General features: G+C 70.6%; 13 protein-coding genes. 4 read left to right on the top strand and 9 right to left on the bottom strand.

Annotated features, from left to right (window positions below):
• The coding region (locus tag H0487_RS16880) for a hypothetical protein (RefSeq protein ID WP_183095398.1) at nucleotides 1–274 on the top strand (274 nt) is incomplete at its 5' end.
• A 22-nt stretch (nucleotides 275–296) separates the two neighbouring features.
• On the opposite strand, the gene H0487_RS16885 is transcribed toward H0487_RS16880, so the two are convergent.
• Genes H0487_RS16885 through H0487_RS16895 form a run of 3 tightly spaced genes read right to left on the bottom strand, consistent with a single transcriptional unit; the run spans nucleotide 297 to nucleotide 2,813 of the window.
• A complete protein-coding gene (locus H0487_RS16885) occupies nucleotides 297–1,592 on the bottom strand; it encodes a PASTA domain-containing protein (protein WP_183095399.1) in 1,296 nt (431 codons plus the stop codon).
• Nucleotides 1,592–2,065, bottom strand: coding sequence for a SigE family RNA polymerase sigma factor (locus tag H0487_RS16890; RefSeq protein ID WP_183095400.1), 474 nt, complete (start codon nucleotides 2,063–2,065; stop codon nucleotides 1,592–1,594). Before H0487_RS16890 ends, H0487_RS16885 begins: the two co-directional genes overlap by 1 nt.
• A 28-nt stretch (nucleotides 2,066–2,093) precedes the next feature.
• Nucleotides 2,094–2,813 carry a PadR family transcriptional regulator gene (locus tag H0487_RS16895; protein WP_183095401.1) on the bottom strand — a complete coding sequence of 240 codons (720 nt, stop codon included), beginning with the start codon at nucleotides 2,811–2,813 and terminating at the stop codon, nucleotides 2,094–2,096.
• Nucleotides 2,814–2,874: 61 nt separating this feature from the next.
• Here H0487_RS16895 and H0487_RS16900 point away from each other — a divergent pair, with 61 nt between their 5' ends.
• Nucleotides 2,875–3,675, top strand: a complete 801-nt coding sequence (locus H0487_RS16900; protein WP_183095402.1) for a maleylpyruvate isomerase mycothiol-dependent enzyme family protein — start codon at nucleotides 2,875–2,877, stop codon at nucleotides 3,673–3,675.
• On the opposite strand, the gene H0487_RS16905 is transcribed toward H0487_RS16900, so the two are convergent.
• The 5 genes from H0487_RS16905 to H0487_RS16925 form a co-directional block, all read right to left on the bottom strand.
• Nucleotides 3,668–5,317 carry a DUF885 domain-containing protein gene (locus tag H0487_RS16905; RefSeq protein ID WP_183095403.1) on the bottom strand — a complete coding sequence of 550 codons (1,650 nt, stop codon included), beginning with the start codon at nucleotides 5,315–5,317 and terminating at the stop codon, nucleotides 3,668–3,670. The two genes, H0487_RS16900 and H0487_RS16905, sit on opposite strands and share 8 nt — an antisense overlap.
• A gap of 219 nt (nucleotides 5,318–5,536) precedes the next feature.
• Complete coding sequence (locus H0487_RS16910; protein WP_446685578.1) at nucleotides 5,537–8,407, bottom strand: (Fe-S)-binding protein; 2,871 nt, start codon at nucleotides 8,405–8,407, stop codon at nucleotides 5,537–5,539.
• A 275-nt stretch (nucleotides 8,408–8,682) separates the two neighbouring features.
• Nucleotides 8,683–9,333: a calcium-binding protein gene (locus H0487_RS16915; protein WP_183095404.1), complete on the bottom strand. Its 651-nt coding sequence runs from the start codon at nucleotides 9,331–9,333 to the stop codon at nucleotides 8,683–8,685.
• A gap of 31 nt (nucleotides 9,334–9,364) precedes the next feature.
• Entirely contained in the window at nucleotides 9,365–11,932 is a 2,568-nt protein-coding gene (locus H0487_RS16920) for a hypothetical protein (protein WP_183095405.1), read from the bottom strand.
• Nucleotides 11,933–12,140: 208 nt separating this feature from the next.
• Complete coding sequence (locus tag H0487_RS16925) at nucleotides 12,141–13,394, bottom strand: choice-of-anchor P domain-containing protein (protein WP_183095406.1); 1,254 nt, start codon at nucleotides 13,392–13,394, stop codon at nucleotides 12,141–12,143.
• Between the two features lie 186 nt (nucleotides 13,395–13,580).
• Between H0487_RS16925 and H0487_RS16930 the strand changes: the two genes are divergently transcribed.
• Both H0487_RS16930 and H0487_RS16935 read left to right on the top strand, forming a co-directional pair.
• Nucleotides 13,581–15,080, top strand: a complete 1,500-nt coding sequence (locus H0487_RS16930; RefSeq protein WP_183095407.1) for a M1 family metallopeptidase — start codon at nucleotides 13,581–13,583, stop codon at nucleotides 15,078–15,080.
• 64 nt (nucleotides 15,081–15,144) lie between these two features.
• Entirely contained in the window at nucleotides 15,145–16,686 is a 1,542-nt protein-coding gene (locus H0487_RS16935; protein ID WP_183095408.1) for a hypothetical protein, read from the top strand.
• A gap of 28 nt (nucleotides 16,687–16,714) precedes the next feature.
• Here the strand turns inward: H0487_RS16935 and H0487_RS16940 are convergent.
• Nucleotides 16,715–17,009 (bottom strand): hypothetical protein (locus tag H0487_RS16940; protein ID WP_183095409.1); only part of this gene is annotated, 295 nt, incomplete at its 5' end.

Raw genomic sequence — 17,009 nt, forward strand, 5'->3', positions numbered from 1 at the left:
GACGCTGGCGCTCCTGCTCGCGACGCCGGCGGCGGACCGGCGCGCCCTGCTGGAGTGCACGACGGGCGGGGGCGACCGGTTCGTCGCCGCCGGGTGCGGGGCGACCGGGTCCTCGGGGCGGCTGGTCGGCTACGCGTTCAGCGACGAGCAGCCCGGGACGGTCGCCCTCGTGCGGTGCGCGACGAGCGACGGCGACCAGTACGTCGCCGCCGGATGTGCGGCCGACGACCGGGAGGTCGGCACGCTCGGCTTCGCCTACCCCGCCGAGGACTGACCGGGCGGACGAGGCGCGCTGATCACCAACGGGGCACCGTCGCGTTCGCGGCGTAGATGACACCCGCCTCGTCGATCCAGAGCTCGACCGACCACTGCTCGGAGCAGTCCTTCGGCTCGGGCTCGTCGATCCGGACCAGATCGGTCGCCGCAGCGGCCTTGAGGTCCTCGGGCGACAGGCCCGGCCGGGCGCCGCAGCCGTGCGCCCGCTCCGTCGACAGCGCCACGTCGCCCACCGACTCCCGCAACGCCTCGACGGCGCCCTGGGGGCACGGCGCCGACATGAAGCGAGGGCACTGCATGATCCAGGACGCCCGTTGCGCCGGGTCCTCGATCGTCGCCATCTCCGATCCGTGGAGCAGCAGCCGCACCGACGGCGCGAACGCCGGCGCCGGCCCTTCGCCCTTCGCCCACGCGACGAAGGTCTCGGCAGCCGCCTGCTGGGTGCCGGTCAAGCCTCCGTAGGAGTGCTCCGGCAGCGGGTCGCCGTCGACCCGCACCGTGAACGGCTCGCCGTCGCCGCCCAGGATGACGGCTGAGACCGCAGGACAGAACTGGCCGTCGACCGGGCCCGCCACCCAGAACCGCGCACCGAAGTCACGCCCGGGGTCGGGCCAGCAGAGGTCGTCGACATACGGATACCGGGCGACGACCTCGGCGACGCCGCCGCCGGGCCACGGTGTGGCGAGCATCGCCTCGACGGCGGACGCGACGTCCTCCGGGACCTCGATCTCCGGCGCCTCGTCATACAAGGGCTCGAGGCCACGCGACTCGCGTACCGCGGTCCAGATCAGGCCCCAGGGCACCTCCCCCACGCAGTCGATGACGTCCTGTCGGCCGACCACACGAAGGGTGACCGCGGACGTACCTGGCACCACGGGCGTGCCCGCGTCCGGACGGGTGCCGGTCACGACCCCCTCGAGGTTGCAGCCGTCGGGCACGACCCGCACCTCCACCGGGTAGCCCCGCTCCTGGAGGAGGGCGACCGCCTCGTCCTCGGTGTAGCCGATGAGGCTGGGGAGCCGGTCGTCGTCGCCCGGCAGGCTCGGCTCGTCGGCCGGACCGTCGCTCGCGACACTCGGGTCCGCCGTCGGCGTGGCGGGCTCGCCGCCGACCTGCTGCGCGACGACGACCCCGCCGCCGATGGCGACCACGACAGCGGCGGCTGCGGCGAGCACCGGCCAGCGGCGCTGCGGCGGCTCGGGCAGCCCGGTCAGGGTCATCGACGCGGAGGGGTCGACCTCGATCGTGCCGGCCGCGCGGGCCAGCAGGTCGCGGGCGCGCTGCTCGGCGTGGTCGTCAGTGGGCTCTGTCGACATCAGGGGGCCTCCACGAGCGGGGCGAGCGCGCTGAGCGCGCGGGACGTGCGGGACTTGACCGTGCCGGGGGCGACGCCGAGCGCACGCGCGGTGTCGCGCTCGGAGAGGTCCGCATAGAACCGGAGCACGAGGACCTCGCGGTGCTCGGCCGAGAGGTCCGCGAGGGCCCGACGTACGGCGATGCCGCCCGTCGGGTCCGCGTGATCGGCCCGGTCGTCGGCATGGTCCGGCAGGGTGTCGGTCGGCAGCTCGCCGTTCCAGCGCCGGGCGCGGGCGTCGGTGAGCGTGGTGACCAGGACCCGGTGCACGTAGGCGTCGGGGTGGTCGGCGCGGGCGACCCGTCGCCACGAGCGGTAGCACTTCAGCAGCGCCGTCTGGACCAGGTCCTCGGCGTCGGCCTGCGGGCAGCCCAGCAGCACGGCCGTGCGCACCAGGCGGGTGCGGCGGGCGGCGACGTAGCTCGTGAAGTCCATCGTGGGGCGGGCTCCTGTTCGGGTCACCCTAGAGACCGGCCGGCCCGCCGATCGGTTCCCCGTCCCGTCGCTGCAGCTCCTCGAGCCGGGCGACCTCCTCGCCGATCCGGTCCCGCATCTGCCTCATCAGCTCCAGGTCGCGCTCAGGCACAGGGGTGGTGGTCGAGGACCAGCCGTCGATGATCTCCAGGCCGCGCTCGATCGCGCGCAGCTCGCCCGTCACCTGCTCCCACAGCATCGCCAGCGTGGCGGCGACGACATGGAGCCGCTGCGGGAAGGGGCCCTCTCCGCGGACGTACCCGTCAGCGACCTCGACCCCCCACCGCGACTGCTCCAGGATCTGCGACCGGCGGACCAGGAACTGCCGACGCAGCGACGCGACGTCGGCCTGGTCGGCGAAGATCATCCGTAGCCCCAGCTCGGAGGCCAGCTCCGTGGGCGCCACGTCGCGCTCGAGCCAGCGACGCAGCGCGGCCCGACCCGCCTCGGTCGCTCCCCAGCGACGCTTCGCCCGACTGCCGGGCTCGGGCGGCAGCTCCTCGACCAGACCTCGCGCCGCGAGCCGCTTCGGCTCGCCGAGCAGCAGCCGGCGACTGACGCTCCAGTAGAACCCGAGCGCGCGCTCGGTCTGCTCCGCGATGCCGTACGCCGTCATCGGCACCGTGGCGAGCAGGGCGAGCACCGCCAGCGCGTTGGTCGAGGGGAGCTCGGTGAAATCTTCGTCCTCGCTCTTGACTGCCTCGCTCATGACAGTGCAATCTACACCGTAGATCGAGAGTGCAAACTGCACCACAGCGAAAGAGAGTGCCATGAGCTACATCTCCACCGACCGCGACGAGCTCACGCGCCGCGGCACCCTCGCGCTCCACCGGTTCACGACCCTCGCCCAGGAGGTCGACCCGCAGACCCGAATCCGCGGCTCGGAGTGGACTGCGAAGCAGGTGGTCGCGCACGTGCTCTCGGTGCTGCACCGCTACAACGACCGCGACCTGCACAGCTGGGATGGTCTGTCCGCGACCCCGGCCGAGCTCAACGAGCAGAACGACAAGGAGCTCGCCGCGCTCGAACCGATGTCCGTCGACGAGCTGGTCTCCGGGGTTCGGACCGAGTTCGAGCGCTGGCTCGCGATCTCCGAGGGCCTCGACCAAGCGGCGTCGTACAAGTTCCACTTCCGGCAGACGATCGACGGCAACGGCGGTGCCGGGAACATGCTCGGCGAGCTGCTCGTCCACGGGTTCGACATCGCCCGCAGTGCCGGGCGGTCGTGGGAGATCGACGACCGGGACGCCCAGCTCGTCTTCAACGGCGTGCTGCAGGTGGCCAACGGCGCGCTCGACCCGGTTGCCCTCCGGGGACTCGACCTCAGCGTCCTGTGGCGGATCGGCGATCGAGCCACGATGCTCCACGTCGTCGACGGTCAGGGAGGCTTCATCGACCCTGCCGACGGCCCCGCGCGACCTGACGTCGTCATCGGCGGGCCGCCCGCGCCGATGCTGCTCAGCCTCTACGGCCGCGTCGGTCCGCTCGCCGCCGCCCGGCGCGGGGTCTTCGTGCGCGGCGGCCGTCGGCCGTGGCGCGCGGCGAAGATCGAGTCGCTCTTCCTCAGGTGAGCCGACGGGCGACGTGGTCGGCCAGCACCGACAACGGCAGCGCCCCCGAGTCCAGCACCGCGTCGTGGAACGCCTTGATGTCGAAGCGGTCGCCCTGGCGCTGCTGCGCCGCCTCCCGGATCCGCAGGATCTCCAGCCGACCGATCATGTAGGACAGCGCCTGGCCGGGCGTCACGGCGTACCGGTCGATCTCGGCGGTCGCGTGGCCGACGGACTTCTCGGAGTTGGCGAGCAGGTAGTCGATCGCCTGCTGGCGGGTCCAGCCCATCGCGTGCATCCCGGTGTCGACGACGAGCCGGCACGCGCGCATCGAGTCGGCGGCCAGCATGCCCATCCGGTCCAGCGGTGAGCCGTAGAGACCCATCTCATCGGCGAGACGCTCGGTGTAGAGCCCCCACCCCTCGCTGTACGACGTGACGAACGCGGTCTTGCGGAACTCCGGCACGTCCTCGAGCTCCTGGGCGATCGCGATCTGGAGGTGATGGCCCGGGATGCCCTCGTGGTACGACGTCGACTCGATCTCGTAGCGCCCCCACCCCTCGGGGTCCGAGACGTTCATGAAGAAGATGCCGCCCCTGCTGCCGTCCATCGCCGGCCGGAAGTAGTAGGCGATGGCGCCGCTGGTCGTCGGCTCCACCTCGCAGTCCGACTGCGGCAGCCGGCCGAACCAGTCGCCCATGACGCCGCGGGCCTTGGCCATCGCGGCTACCGACGCCGCGACGATCTCGTCACCGTCGGTGTGGTGCAGCGCCGGGTCGTCCCGGAGCGCCGCGAGGATCGTCGGCACGTCGTCGGTGCCGACGACCGCGGGTCCCAGCTCGGCGTACTCCCGCTCCAGGGAGGCCACCTGCTCGAGACCGATCTCGTGGATCTCCTCGGGCGTCAGGTCGGTCGTCGTGTAGAAGCGGGTCAGGGTCGCGTAGGCGTCGTGACCACCCGGGACGTGGAGCAGCCCGACCTGCTCGTCCTCGCGCGCGACCGGCATCACCTCGTCGTGCAGGACGGCCCGGTAGGTCGCCAGCGCCGGACGAACGACGTCGACGACGACGTCCCGCATCCGGTCGAGCAGCGCTGCCCGGTCGACACCCTCCGGCGTGGGCGCGATGGCCAGCAGCCGGTCCTCGGCGACGGGCGAGGTCAGCCACGCGTCGAGCTGCTGGATGGTGTCCGCCGCGGCGAACGCCGCCGGCGTCCGGCCGCCCGCGACGCCCTCCCGGTGCCGCTCGGCGAGATCGGCGAAGTAGGTGCCGATCCCGCGGAGCTTGTCGACCATCGCCTCGGCGACCTCCGGCGTGGGGATCCCCAGCTTCGGCAGGTACATCCCGAGCGACGCCTGGGCGCCGAAGATCGGGTTGGCGCCGTACTCCGCCGAGCGGAGGGCACCCAGCTCAGCCGTCGACGACGCGTCCCAGACGAGCATCTCCCGGGAGAGCCGCTCCTGCTCGTCGAGCCCCTCGACCGCGATCGCCTCGGCCCGGGCAGCGAACCCGCGCGCCTCCGCGACCGCCGCCTCCTCCCCGGCCGCGCTCACGTCGGTGTAGGTGCCCGCGACCGAGTACTCCCCCGCCATGTGCGCCCACACCGGGTTCTGGCGGTAGCGGAACTGCTGGTACTCCTCGGCAAGCTGCGCGATCTCGTCCACGCGCCCATTCCTACCGGACCGCACAACGTTCGCGCCTCCCTCCCCAACCGCGAATCCGGAGATACCTGGATCGAAACGGCACGTTTCGTCAGGTATCTCCGGATTCGACTCAGGAAGGTCCGGATTCGACTCAGGAAGGTCCGGATTCGACGTGTGGCTCAGAGGTCGAAGAGCGAACCGGCCTCGTTGATGTTCGCGTCCGTGCGCGGGGTGTTGGTCTCACCCGAGGACGCGGGCTTCGGCTTCTCCTCGGCCTTCGGCTCCTCCGCAGCAGGCTCCTCCGCAGCAGGCTCCTCCGCAGCAGGCTCCTCCGCGGCAGGCTCCTCCGCAGCAGGCTCCTCCGCAGCAGGCTCCTCCGCAGCAGGCTCCTCCGCGGCAGGCTCCTCCGCAGCAGGCTCCTCCGCAGCAGGCTCCTCGGCTGCAGCCGGGGCAGCGGCCGGGGCCGGCTCGGCGGCGGCGGGGATGTCGAAGAGGCTGCCGCTCAGGTCGGCCTCGGCAGCGGGCTTCGCCGGCGACGCAGTCTTCGCCGGAGCNCTTCGCCGGCGACGCAGTCTTCGCCGGAGCGGCCTTCGCGGGCTCGTCCGCCTTCGCGGGCTCGGCCGGCTTCGCGGCCGCGGGAGCGGCTGCCGCGTCGGCGGCGTCGAACAGCGACCCGCCGGTGTCGAAGAGCGATCCGCTCGACGCGGGAGCAGCCTCCGCGGGCTTTTCCTCCGTCTTCGCGGGCTCTGCCTTCGCAGCCGGGGCGGCCGGAGCCGAGTCGGCGGCGTCGAACAGGGAGCCACCCGACGTAGCAGGCTTGGCCGCCTCCGCCTTCTCCGCGGCAGCGGGAGCCTCGTCGAAGAGCGAGCCACCGGCCGGAGCGGCCTTGGCGGCGGGCGCCTCGTCAGCGTCACCGAACAACGACGAACCGGTCTCCGCCTTCGCGGCCGGGGCCTCGGCGGCCGGCGCGGCCTCCTCGGCCGGCGCGGCCTTCTTGGCGGCCGCGGCCTTCGCACCCTCGCCCGGCTTGAGCTTGGTCGCGACCTCGCCCTTGACCGACGCGAGCAGCATCTGCGCGACGTCGAGGACCTCGACCTCGGCACGGGCCGACCCGTTGTCCTGGGCCTCGGTCAGGCCGTCGGCCAGCATGACGCGGCAGAACGGGCAGCCGACGGCGATCTGGTCGGCACCGGTGGCCACGGCCTCGTTGGTGCGGTTGACGTTGATCCGCTCGCCGATGGTCTCTTCCATCCACATGCGGGCACCACCGGCGCCACAGCAGAAGGACCGCTCGCCCGAGCGCTCCATCTCCTTGACCTCGGCGCCCGGCATGATCTGGAGCAGGTCCCGCGGCGGGGTGTAGACCTGGTTGTGGCGACCCAGGAAGCACGGGTCGTGGTAGGTGATCTTGCGCTGGTGCGCACCTTCGCCGGTCTTGACCGGGGTCAGCTTGCCCTCGCGCACGAGGCGGTTGAGCAGCTGCGTGTGGTGGATGACGTCGAGCTCGATGCCGAGGTCGCGATACTCGTTCTTGAGCGTGTTCATGCAGTGCGGGCACGTCGAGACGACCTGCTTGGCCTTGGCCTCGGTCAGCGTCTCGATGTTCTGCTGGGCCAGGCCCTGGAACACGAACTCGTTGCCCGCACGACGCGCGGAGTCACCGGTGCAGGTCTCGCCGTTGCCGAGGACACCGAAGGAGACCCCGGCCATGTCGAGCAGCTCGGCGACCGCACGGGTCGTCTTCTTGGCGCGGTCCTCGTAGGCGCCGGCGCAGCCGACCCAGAACAGCCAGTCGACCTCGTCGAGCGACTCGATCGTCTCGCCGACGACCTTGACGTCGAAGGGGAGGTCCTTGGCCCAGTCCATGCGGCCCTTGGGCGACATGTTCCACGGGTTGCCGTTGTTCTCCATGCCACGGAACAGGCCGTTGAGCTCGGAGGGGAAGTTCGACTCGACGAGCACCTGGTAGCGGCGCATGTCGGTGATGTGGTCGACGTGCTCGATGTCCACCGGGCACTGGTTGACGCAGGCGCCACAGTTGGTGCAGGACCAGAGGACGTCGGTGTCGATGATGGCGCCGCCCTCGGGGTGCCAGGCCAGACCCTCGGTCTCACCGACGAGCGGGCGCTCGGCCTCGGCGATCACGGCCGGGTCGAGCCCGGCGCGCTTGTCCTCCGGGGCCAGGTTGTACGGCGCCGCCGCGAACGCGTGGTCGCGGAGGTTCATGATGAGCATCTTCGGCGAGAGCGGCTTCTCGGTGTTCCAGGCCGGGCACTGCGACTGGCAGCGTCCACACTCGGTGCAGGACGCGAAGTCGAGCACGCCCTTCCACGAGAAGTCGTTGATGTTGCCGATGCCGAGGGTGGCGTCCTCGTCGAGGTCGTCGACGTCGTCGAGGGTGACCGGCTTGCCGTCGTTCATCATCGGCTTGACCTTGCCGAGGGCGACCGTCTTGCCGTCTTCACGCTCAATGGCGTCGGGCCGCTTGAACATGACGTTGAGCGGCGCCACGAAGATGTGGAGGTGCTTGGAGTGGAGCACGTCGATGAGGAACACGAGCATGATGCCGATGTGGAGCAGCAGGCCGACGTGCTCGACGATCTCGAGGGTGTCGTGGCTCAGGCCGTCGAGCAGGTTGCCGACCGCGTGCGAGGCGAACGCGCCGTCGCCGTAGGGCAGGTTGCCCGCGGCCGCGGCGGCACCGCGGAACAGGAACATCGTCCAGATGACGTTGAAGATCATGAAGAGGACGAGGTACGCGCCACCGAGGTGGGAGCCGGAGAACCGCGACTTGCGGCCCATCTTGGCCGGCTGGTTGCGCATCCGGATGAAGTAGAAGAGCACCAGGCCGACGAGGCACAGGACGCCGATCAGGTCCTGGCCGAAGCCGATGATGTCCCAGTGGCCGACGATCGGGATGGCCCACTCCGCGTTGCGCGACAGCAGGACCCCGTACGCCTCGACGTAGACGGTCCCCAGGATGAGGAACGCGTACATGACGAACGAGTGCGCGACACCCGGGATCGTCCACTTCAGCAGGCGGCGCTGACCGAGCACCTCACGCAGCTGGCTGCCGATCGCGCCGGCGGTCCGCTTGGTGATGTTCTCCATGCGGTCCGGCGCGGGCTGGCCGTGCGAGATCAGGCGGTAGAGGAAGAGCACTCGCTTCGCCGCCAGCGGCAGGATGACCGCGTTGAGGATCAGTCCGATGATGAGCGTCGTCGTCGCGTTCAACGTTGGTCACTCCAATGGTCCGGGGAAATCGGGCTCAGACTACGGAATCCCGCACGTGCGCGTCAGAACCGGGGCTCGGCGCCCAGGTGCTGGATCTTACCGGCAAGTAACCTGTGCTTCGGAGTGAGGATCGCCTCACTCCGGGGCGACGATCAGCGCAGGCGCGGTACGCCGCCGGTCGCCTCGCAGGTCCGCGCCTCGTCCTGGCCGGCGCCACCGAAGCAGCTGTCGGTCTCCGGTCCGCCGATGAGCAGGTCGTCGCCCCCGTCGCCGCGGACCTGGTCGTTGCCGTGCTGACCGTTGACCTGGTCGCCGCCACCACCGCCCTGGACGTCGTCCGCGCCGGGGCCGCCGAACACGCTGTCGAGGCCGCCGCCACCGAGGACGTAGTCGCCCCCGTTGTTGCCGTTGACCAGGTCACGACCGACGCCGCCATAGAGGTGGTCGTCGCCGAAGACGCCCTGGAGGTTGTCGTTGCCGCCGTCGCCGTAGATCCAGTCCGGTCCGTCACCGCCGTGGACCTGGTCGCCGGCCTCGCCGCCGTAGACGTAGTCCTCGCCGCCCTCGGCGCAGACCAGGTCCTGCCCGCCGAGGCCGTAGATGACGTCGTCACCGTCCGTCCCGAGGATCACGTCAGCACCCTCGGTCGCCACCGCGCCGTCGTTCCAGACGATGGTGACGATCTCGCCGTAGCAGGTGGGCGCGCCCCGTTCGGCCGGGCCGGCCTCCGCCGTCGCGGTACCGAGACCACCCGTCAGCACCGCCACGATCGCTGCGCCAGCACTCGCGCGCCGTACCTTCATCGCCGACTCCTCACTCTCCGGTTGCCTGGGACTACGGAGTCTGCACCCGGAGGACCCGTCCCGTCTTGTCGAACACGATGGTGACCATGACCCGCGGGTTCGCGGCGGTCTTGGCGCACACCCCGAAGGTCTGGCCGATCCGGCGGTAGGGCTGGCCGACGCGGCGCATCACCTGGGTGGTGGTGAGGCCGGGCTGGACCAGCTGCTGCACCGTGCTGACGTTCTTGCGCAGACCGGGGTTGCGGCACGAGTCGGCGGCGATGCCGAGCGCCCGCTCCCACATCTGCAGGTAGGCCTCGGTGCCGCGCGCCATGTCGTCGCGGATCGCGGCGCCGTCGCCGGCCCGCTGGGTGTCGGCGACCATCCCGAGGTCCTGCACCCAGTCCGGGTAGAGGCCGTACTGGGCGACGCCGTCCACGTTGATGTCCCAGACCCGCTCGCCGGCCTGCTGCTTGTCCACCTGGACCCCGTTGATGCCGTTGAACGGGTAGGTCACCGGGTTGGGGACGTCGGCACCGCGCGGGTCGCCCTGCGCACCGAGGCCGTTGATGTCGGCGCCGAAGCCGATGCCCCAGTAGTAGCGCGGGTCGGCCCACTCGACGTGCCGGCGCCACTTGTCGACGAACCCGGTGGAGTCGCCGGCGTACGGCGTGATGAACCCGCCGGCCCGGTAGATCCGCGGGTAGGTGTCGGGGGTCGACCACGAGTGGCTGGAGAGGACGCCCGGGTAGTCGAGCTCCTCGATGAGGTCCATCGAGGACTGCCGCGCCTTCACGCTCATGTGGTCCGGGTCGAAGATCATGTGCCGCTCGGCCAGGGCGCGGATGAGGTGCTCGCCGAGGTCGGTGAGTCCGCGCTTGTTGCAGTGCGCCGGGGGCCCGTAGACGGGCAGCTGCGGGAGCTGGATCGCGTCACCGAAGAGGGAGAAGATCGCCCCGAAGATGGCGTCCTGCTCGGGCAGCGTCGGCAGCACGGTCTGCGGGTTGTCGGCGCTCTCGCCGTCCGCCGGCTCGCAGTGCTCCATCTGCCAGAACGACGCCGTCTCGAGGAAGTTCGCCGAGTTCACGAGGACGCCGATCTCGCCGGAGTCGCCGGCGACGCCGGAGAGCGCGTTGTCGAACTTGTTGACCAGCTCCATCTGCCGGACGCCGAGCGCCTCCATCTCGTCGAGGTTGGCGTCGATCTCGGCCTCGTCGCAGGCGGGCTGGTCCTTGCCGAGCACCTCCTTGAACGTGCACCCGAACGGGATGCTGGTCTCGATGCCCATGACCACGGCCAGCTTGCCCGCGTTGATGACCTGGCGCGCCTCGAACGGCGTCTTCACGATCCGGTAGAAGCCCTTGCCGGGACCGCCGAACTGCGCGTCCACGTAGTCCTGGAACTCGTACATGTCGCGGGCCTGCAACCGGATCGAGTCCATGTCGTCGCAGGAGTTCTTCTTCAGCGGATAGAGCTGGCACAGCTTGTTGTTCTCGACGAGGAGGTTGACGAACAGCCGCTGGCCGCCGCGCCAGGCGCGCTCGAGCCAGCGGTAGTAGGTGCCCTCGTGGGTGAGCGAGTGCGGTGCCGGCCAGTCCTTGAAGGTCGGCCATCCGACCGGGTCGTGGGACGTCTCGCCGGACAGGAACGACTCCAGGATCGCACCGTTGCCCTGGGTGAGCGTGTGGTCGGGGCAGTCGACCAGCGCGTACGGCGCGCCGTAGGCGTGCCACGGCCGCCCGCAGTGCACCTTGCCCCCCAGGAACTCGAAGGCCATCCCGTGGGTGTGAGCGTCGACGTAGCCCCGCACCTCCTGGTACGACGTCACCCCGCCGTGCGGGTCGCCCTCGATGTTGATGTCGGCCTCGGGGTAGTCGGCACACTCGCCGGTCGCCACCCGGAGCCGGAAGCCGGAGGACCGTGCCCCGGCGACGAGGTCGGTGCCGGACGCGGTCAGCCGATCGCCGCCGACGGTCTGGAACACGAAACGGCCGGTGCTGCCGCGCAGCACGGTCCAGTCGGCGTCGGGGCTCGGCTCGGCGACGATCTCCACCTGCCCGTCGCTCGCGAGCACACCCGCGGCCGTGTGGAGCAGGTAGCCCCCGAGCCGGGTCGCCTTGAAGTAGAAGGCCGCGGCCTCGCTCGCCGGCACGGCGGCGAGCGCGACCGAGGTGTCGTCGGTCCCCCCGGTCACGGCGTAGGCGCCCGACGGGGCCTGGAGGGTGTAGCAGGCGCCGGCCATCGCGTAGCGGGTCGCAGGCACGTCGGTGCGCGACGGGTAGGCGGAGATCGGGACCAGCCTGGGGTCGGGGAGGGCGCGCTCGCGCTCGACGTACGCCGTCGCGGCAGTCCGCTCCGCGGCGGTGGTGGGGTCGGCGGTCCCCTCCTCGAACCCGGCGCGCGAGATCGCGTTCTTGGTGCGCGGGTCGTCGTGACGGTGAGGTGGCGTGCCCGGCGGGTCGGTGTGGGGCAGGCCGAGCGCGCTCTTGTCGCGCTCGGACGCGGCCGCCAGGTCGACGGCGCCGCTGGCACCCCCGTTGGGCACCGAGAGTGCCGTCGCGACCACTGCCGCGGCCGCCACCAACGACAGTCCGATCCGCACCGACTGCTTGCGCTCCACGCCGACCCCGTCTCTCTCCGCGGCGGTCGTGGTGACCGCCGCCACACTCTCAACGACGCACCAGCCTGGAGGCGACGGTCCGATCAGGTCAAGCGACCCGGAAGTCGTGCCCGCCCGCCGAGACGCCGGCTCCGGGAACGACGAAGGCCGCCCCCCCTCGCGGGGAGCGGCCTCCGTGTCGTTCAGCTCAGCGAGCCCTGACCTCAGGTCAGACGATCGCCTTCTTGACCTGGGCGCGCGCGACGCCGAGGTCGATGACAGCACCGGTGCCGTCGAGCAGCGTGATGCGCAGGGCGATCACCTCGATGCCACCACGGAACAGCGTCTCGACGCCGAACTCGATCTTGGCGAGGCCGGGGATCTCGATCGTCCCGGTGTCGGGGATCTCCTGTGGCTCACCGTTGGCGGTGATGGTGATGAACTTCGTCCCGTTGCTGTTGCGGATCAGCTTGCCTGGACGTCGGATGACGTTGGCGCGAGCCACGATGCCGTCGATGACGAGTGCACCGGCACCGAGGTTGACCGTCGCGATCGAGCCCTCGGCCCACGCGCGGGCCCGGCGACGACCGGCCTGGACACCGAAGACCTTGGCCTGCGCAGCGCCGACGGCGAGCGCCGACGGGATGTCGAGGTCGACCGTCTTGGTCTCCTTGATCTCGCCGTTGGTGCCCTCACAGGGGAGCTCGCGGACGGGGGTCCGGCCGACGGTGACGATGGTGTCGTCGCCGACGTTGAGGACCTTGCCCTTGAGGCCGGCCGCGTAGCCGCTCATGATCGAGTTGACGACCTCGTCGGTCATGCGAGCACGCGAGAGCGCGATCTTGACCTTGGTGTTGGTCGCGAGGATCTCGACGAGCAGGCCCTGCGCGCGGGCGAAGATGAAGCCCGGCTTCTCGGTCACCTTGGTCTCGCCGAGGGTGATCCGGAGCAGGCCCGGGATCTCGATCGGGGTGCCCGGGGTCGGGACCGCGATGACCTGCGGGTCCATGCCCGGAGGCGTCAGCACGATGCCGGCGACCTGGGTGTCGACCTCGGAGTGGAAACCGGTCGCGTTGTGCCACACGCGAGCGGTCGAGGTGACCGCACCGAGGGACAGGCTGCCGAGCGCGGTCTCGACCAGGGTGATGCCCGCCAGGGCGTGGTGCGAGATGGCCGAGACCGTCTTGCCCTTCTTGACGGTGGCGACCTTGGTGTCGAGGGCGTCGATCTCACCGAGGCCCGGGAGGTCCACGCCAGCCACGCCGTTGGACCGGTTGAGGCCGGCCAGCGTGGTGCAGGTGATGTGGGCGAAACCGGTGGCGCCGGAAGCGAGCGGGATCTGGCCGCCCTTGATCGCGGTGCCGTAGCCCATGGCGTGCAGGCCGAAGTTGGTGGGGCGAGGGGCTGCGGCTGCAGCCTTCGCGGGCACCACGGGCGCGGCGTGAGCCGGACCGCCCGGGAGCAGGATCACGCTGGTGACCATGGCCACGAGCGCACCCCGAAGGGCAAGACGTCGCATTGCTGAGGACTCCTTATGACGGAATGTCCCGATCGCTCATTTCGAGCTCGCGACCGGGCGGTGTGAGGATCGTAACGGCTGGTCTAGCCACTCGTGCCTCATATGGATAACGGCGGACTGCGTGTTGAGGAACGGGCAAAAGGGGAGTATGTGGCAGTGTTTCGCAGAAATTTCGCCGCCGGCGCCGCTGCGCTCCTCCTTTTGCTGACCGGATGCATCGAGATCGAGCCCGATCCGGAGCCTGCCGAGGGCGGCTCGGCCGAGACGGCCGTTCCCCCGCCGACCGGTTCGGCGACGCCCCCGGGCTCCCCCGGCAGCGAGACGCCGGAGGACACCGACGTCGCGATCAGCAGTACCCGCGAGGACTCGGTCTATCCCCAGATCGGCGACCCCCTCGTCGACGCGCTCCACTACGACCTGACGCTGGCGTGGACCCCGACGACCGACACGCTCCGGGCGACCGAGCAGCTGACCTTCCGCGCGACCGACACCGCGGATCGCTTCCAGCTCGACTTCGACGACGTCCTCACCATCGACGCACTCACCGTCGACGGCGCGGAGGCGACCTACGAACGCACCGACAAGGACCTCGTGGTCCAGCACCCGGTCGAGGCCGACGGCGAGTACGTCGTCGAGCTGACCTACTCGGGTACGCCGGAGCCGTACGAGGCCCCGACCGAGCGCTCCGACTTCGAGCTGGGCGTCGGCTGGCACGTCACGCCCGAGCACGAGGTGTGGACGATCCAGGAGCCCTACGGTGCCTTCACCTGGTTCGCCGCGAACGACCAGCCGGCCGACAAGGCCCTGTACGACTTCACGCTCACCGTCCCGGAGCCGTGGACGGGGATCGCCAACGGCGAGCTGACGAGCGACGTGGCCGCCGACGGTCTCCGCACCACGACGTGGCACCTGGCCGAGCCCGCGGCGTCGTACCTGGTCACGGTGGCGTTCGCCGACTACACCGCGACCGAGCTGACCTCCGCGCGCGGCGTGCCGATCACCATCTGGGGACCGACCGACGACCCGGACGCGATCGGTGAGACCGAGTACGCCGGCGAGGCCATGGACTGGCTCGAGCAGTACCTCGGGCCCTACCCGTTCGACACCTTCGGGATCCTCATCTACGACGGCACGAGCGGCATGGAGACCCAGACCATGGTGACCCTCGGTGCGACGGACTACGCCACCTCCCGCAATGTCGTCGTGCACGAGCTCGCGCACCACTGGTACGGCGACACGGTGACACCCTCCGACTGGAGCGACGTCTGGATGAACGAAGGCATGGCGATGTACCTCCAGGGCATGTGGGAGGCCGAGGACGAGGGCATCACCATCGACGACAAGATGGACCAGTGGGCTTCCTTCGAGGTCCAGGAGCGCGCCTACGCCGGACCGCCCGCCGACTACGACCCGACCAACTTCGGGGCCGGCAACATCTACTACGGCCCGGCGCTCATGTGGCACGAGCTGCGCCAGCAGATCGGCGACGACGCGTTCTTCTCCATGATCCGGAGCTGGCCGGCCGACCAGGAGAACGGCAACGCCGACCGCGAGGAGTACCTCGCGTGGATCGAGGCGACGACCGGTGAGGAGCTCTCGGCGTTCTTCGACGCCTGGCTGCTCGGCACCACGACGCCGCCCCGGGACTAGGCCACGGACGACTAGCCCGTTCGAGCCAGTGACGCGGAGGTAGAACACGTTCTACAATCCGCGGATGCGCGTGCTCCCCGCTGCGCGCGTGGTCGCTGCTGTCGCCGGCCTCGCGTTGCTCTCCGGTCCGATCACCCCTGCGTCAGCGGACGACCCGGCCCCGCCGGCACTGCCGGGCCTGCCGCCGATCCCGGCGGTGCCCCTGCTGCCGATCCCCTCGCTGCCCACGGACCTGCTGGTCCCGCAGTTCGAGGGCGCCGCGGTCACCCCCCGACCGCTCGCGTCGCCGACCGTGCCGCAGCACCCGTACCTGGCGCCCAACGGCACCAGCAGCATGCACAACGATGCCTACAGCACCGACGCGTACGCCGTCAGCGGACCGCTCGGCCGGAACCTGAAGGTGACCTCGCGCAGCTACGGCGTGCGTGAGTGCGCGACCATCGCGTTCGACTCCGAGCACCGGATCGTCGGGCTGTGCGGCGGTCTCGAGGGCTTCACGATGATGGTCATCGACCCGGTGACCCTCGACGTCGTCGACGAGCTCCAGGTGTCCCAGCGCGAGCTCACCAGTGGCGCCAACCCGCTGACCGACATCTGCGGCGGCACCTACTTCTTCCTCGACCCGAACGACCACGCGTTCGCCACCACCGTCGACCTGAAGATCGCCGAGATCTCAGTGGCTCCCGACGGCACGCTCACCCGGGAGCGCGACTGGTCGATGGCGTCGTACCTCGCGGAGGGCGACTGCCTGGTCGCGACCGGTGTCGACTGGAAGGGCCGGGTCTGGTGGTTCAGCCAGCAGGGCAAGGTCGGCACCCTCGACCGCGCGACCGGGGCGGTCAAGGTGACCTCGCTCCCGGCCGGGGAGGGCATCTTCAACTCGATCTCCGTGGACGAGACCGGTGGCGTCTACCCGATCACCACCCACGCGACCTACCGGCTCGACGCGACCGCAGCCGGCCAGCCGCAGGTCACCTGGCGGATTCCCTACGACCGCGGCACGCAGCTCAAGCCGGGCACCCTCTCGCAGGGCTCGGGAACCTCGCCCACCCTCATCGGCCGCCGCTGGATCGCGATCGCCGACAACGCCGAGCCGCGGACCAACGTGATCGTCTACGACCGGCGCAAGCAGGTCGTGAACCGGCACCACTGCACGGTGCCGGTGCTCGCCGACGGCGCCAGCGCGACCGAGAACAGCCTCGTCGCGGCCGGCAACTCTCTCATCATCGAGAACAACTACGGCTACGACGGCGTCCAGGCGACCCTGCTCGGCCGGTCGACGACGCCGGGCCTGGCCCGCGTCCTCATCCAGGCCAACGGTTGCCGCGTCGCGTGGACCAACAACCAGGTGATCGCGCCGACGTCGGTGGCGAAGGCGTCGCTCGGCAACGGCCTCGTCTACGCCTACACCAAGCCGGTCCGCAAGGACCTCATCGACGCCTGGTACGTCACGGCGATCGACATCAGGACCGGCAAGGTCGCGTGGAGCCGGCTCACCGGCACGGGCATCCAGTGGAACAACCACTACGCCGCGATCTACCTCGGCCCCGACGGGACGCTGTACGTCGCGACGGTCGCCGGGCTGGTGCGGGTCTCCGACGGGTAGCCCGCGACAGCAGAGGTCGTCCTGGCCCTTACTGGCTCGGCGGGGTGATGTCGAGGTCGAGGGTCTCGAACGCGCAGCCGATGCTGATCGTGATGAGGTCGGTGAAGAGCTCGGCGTTGACTGCCGGGTTGGTGTCGCCGATGAACTGAAGGTCCTCGTCGAGCACACCTTGCTCCTGGAGCTCGACGACGCCCTTGTCCATGACCAGCTCGCGGGCGATGCACCGAGCATCGACGCCGGTGAAGCTGGGGTCGGCCGCGAGGCCGGCAGCGATGCTGTCGGCAGCGCGGCGCTCGTCGGGCGTGGGCCCGTCGGCGTCGGGC

It is taken from the genome of Nocardioides stalactiti (assembly GCF_014180715.1).
GTDB lineage: Bacteria > Actinomycetota > Actinomycetes > Propionibacteriales > Nocardioidaceae > Nocardioides > Nocardioides stalactiti.

Coding starts and splice junctions, on each gene's coding strand:
- H0487_RS16885 (WP_183095399.1), bottom strand. CDS start 1,592: ATGTCGACAGAGCCCACTGACGACCACGCCGAGCAGCGCGCCCGCGAC.
- H0487_RS16890 (WP_183095400.1), bottom strand. CDS start 2,065: ATGGACTTCACGAGCTACGTCGCCGCCCGCCGCACCCGCCTGGTGCGC.
- H0487_RS16895 (WP_183095401.1), bottom strand. CDS start 2,813: ATGAGCGAGGCAGTCAAGAGCGAGGACGAAGATTTCACCGAGCTCCCC.
- H0487_RS16900 (WP_183095402.1), top strand. CDS start 2,875: ATGAGCTACATCTCCACCGACCGCGACGAGCTCACGCGCCGCGGCACC.
- H0487_RS16915 (WP_183095404.1), bottom strand. CDS start 9,333: ATGAAGGTACGGCGCGCGAGTGCTGGCGCAGCGATCGTGGCGGTGCTG.
- H0487_RS16925 (WP_183095406.1), bottom strand. CDS start 13,394: ATGGTCACCAGCGTGATCCTGCTCCCGGGCGGTCCGGCTCACGCCGCG.
- H0487_RS16935 (WP_183095408.1), top strand. CDS start 15,145: ATGCGCGTGCTCCCCGCTGCGCGCGTGGTCGCTGCTGTCGCCGGCCTC.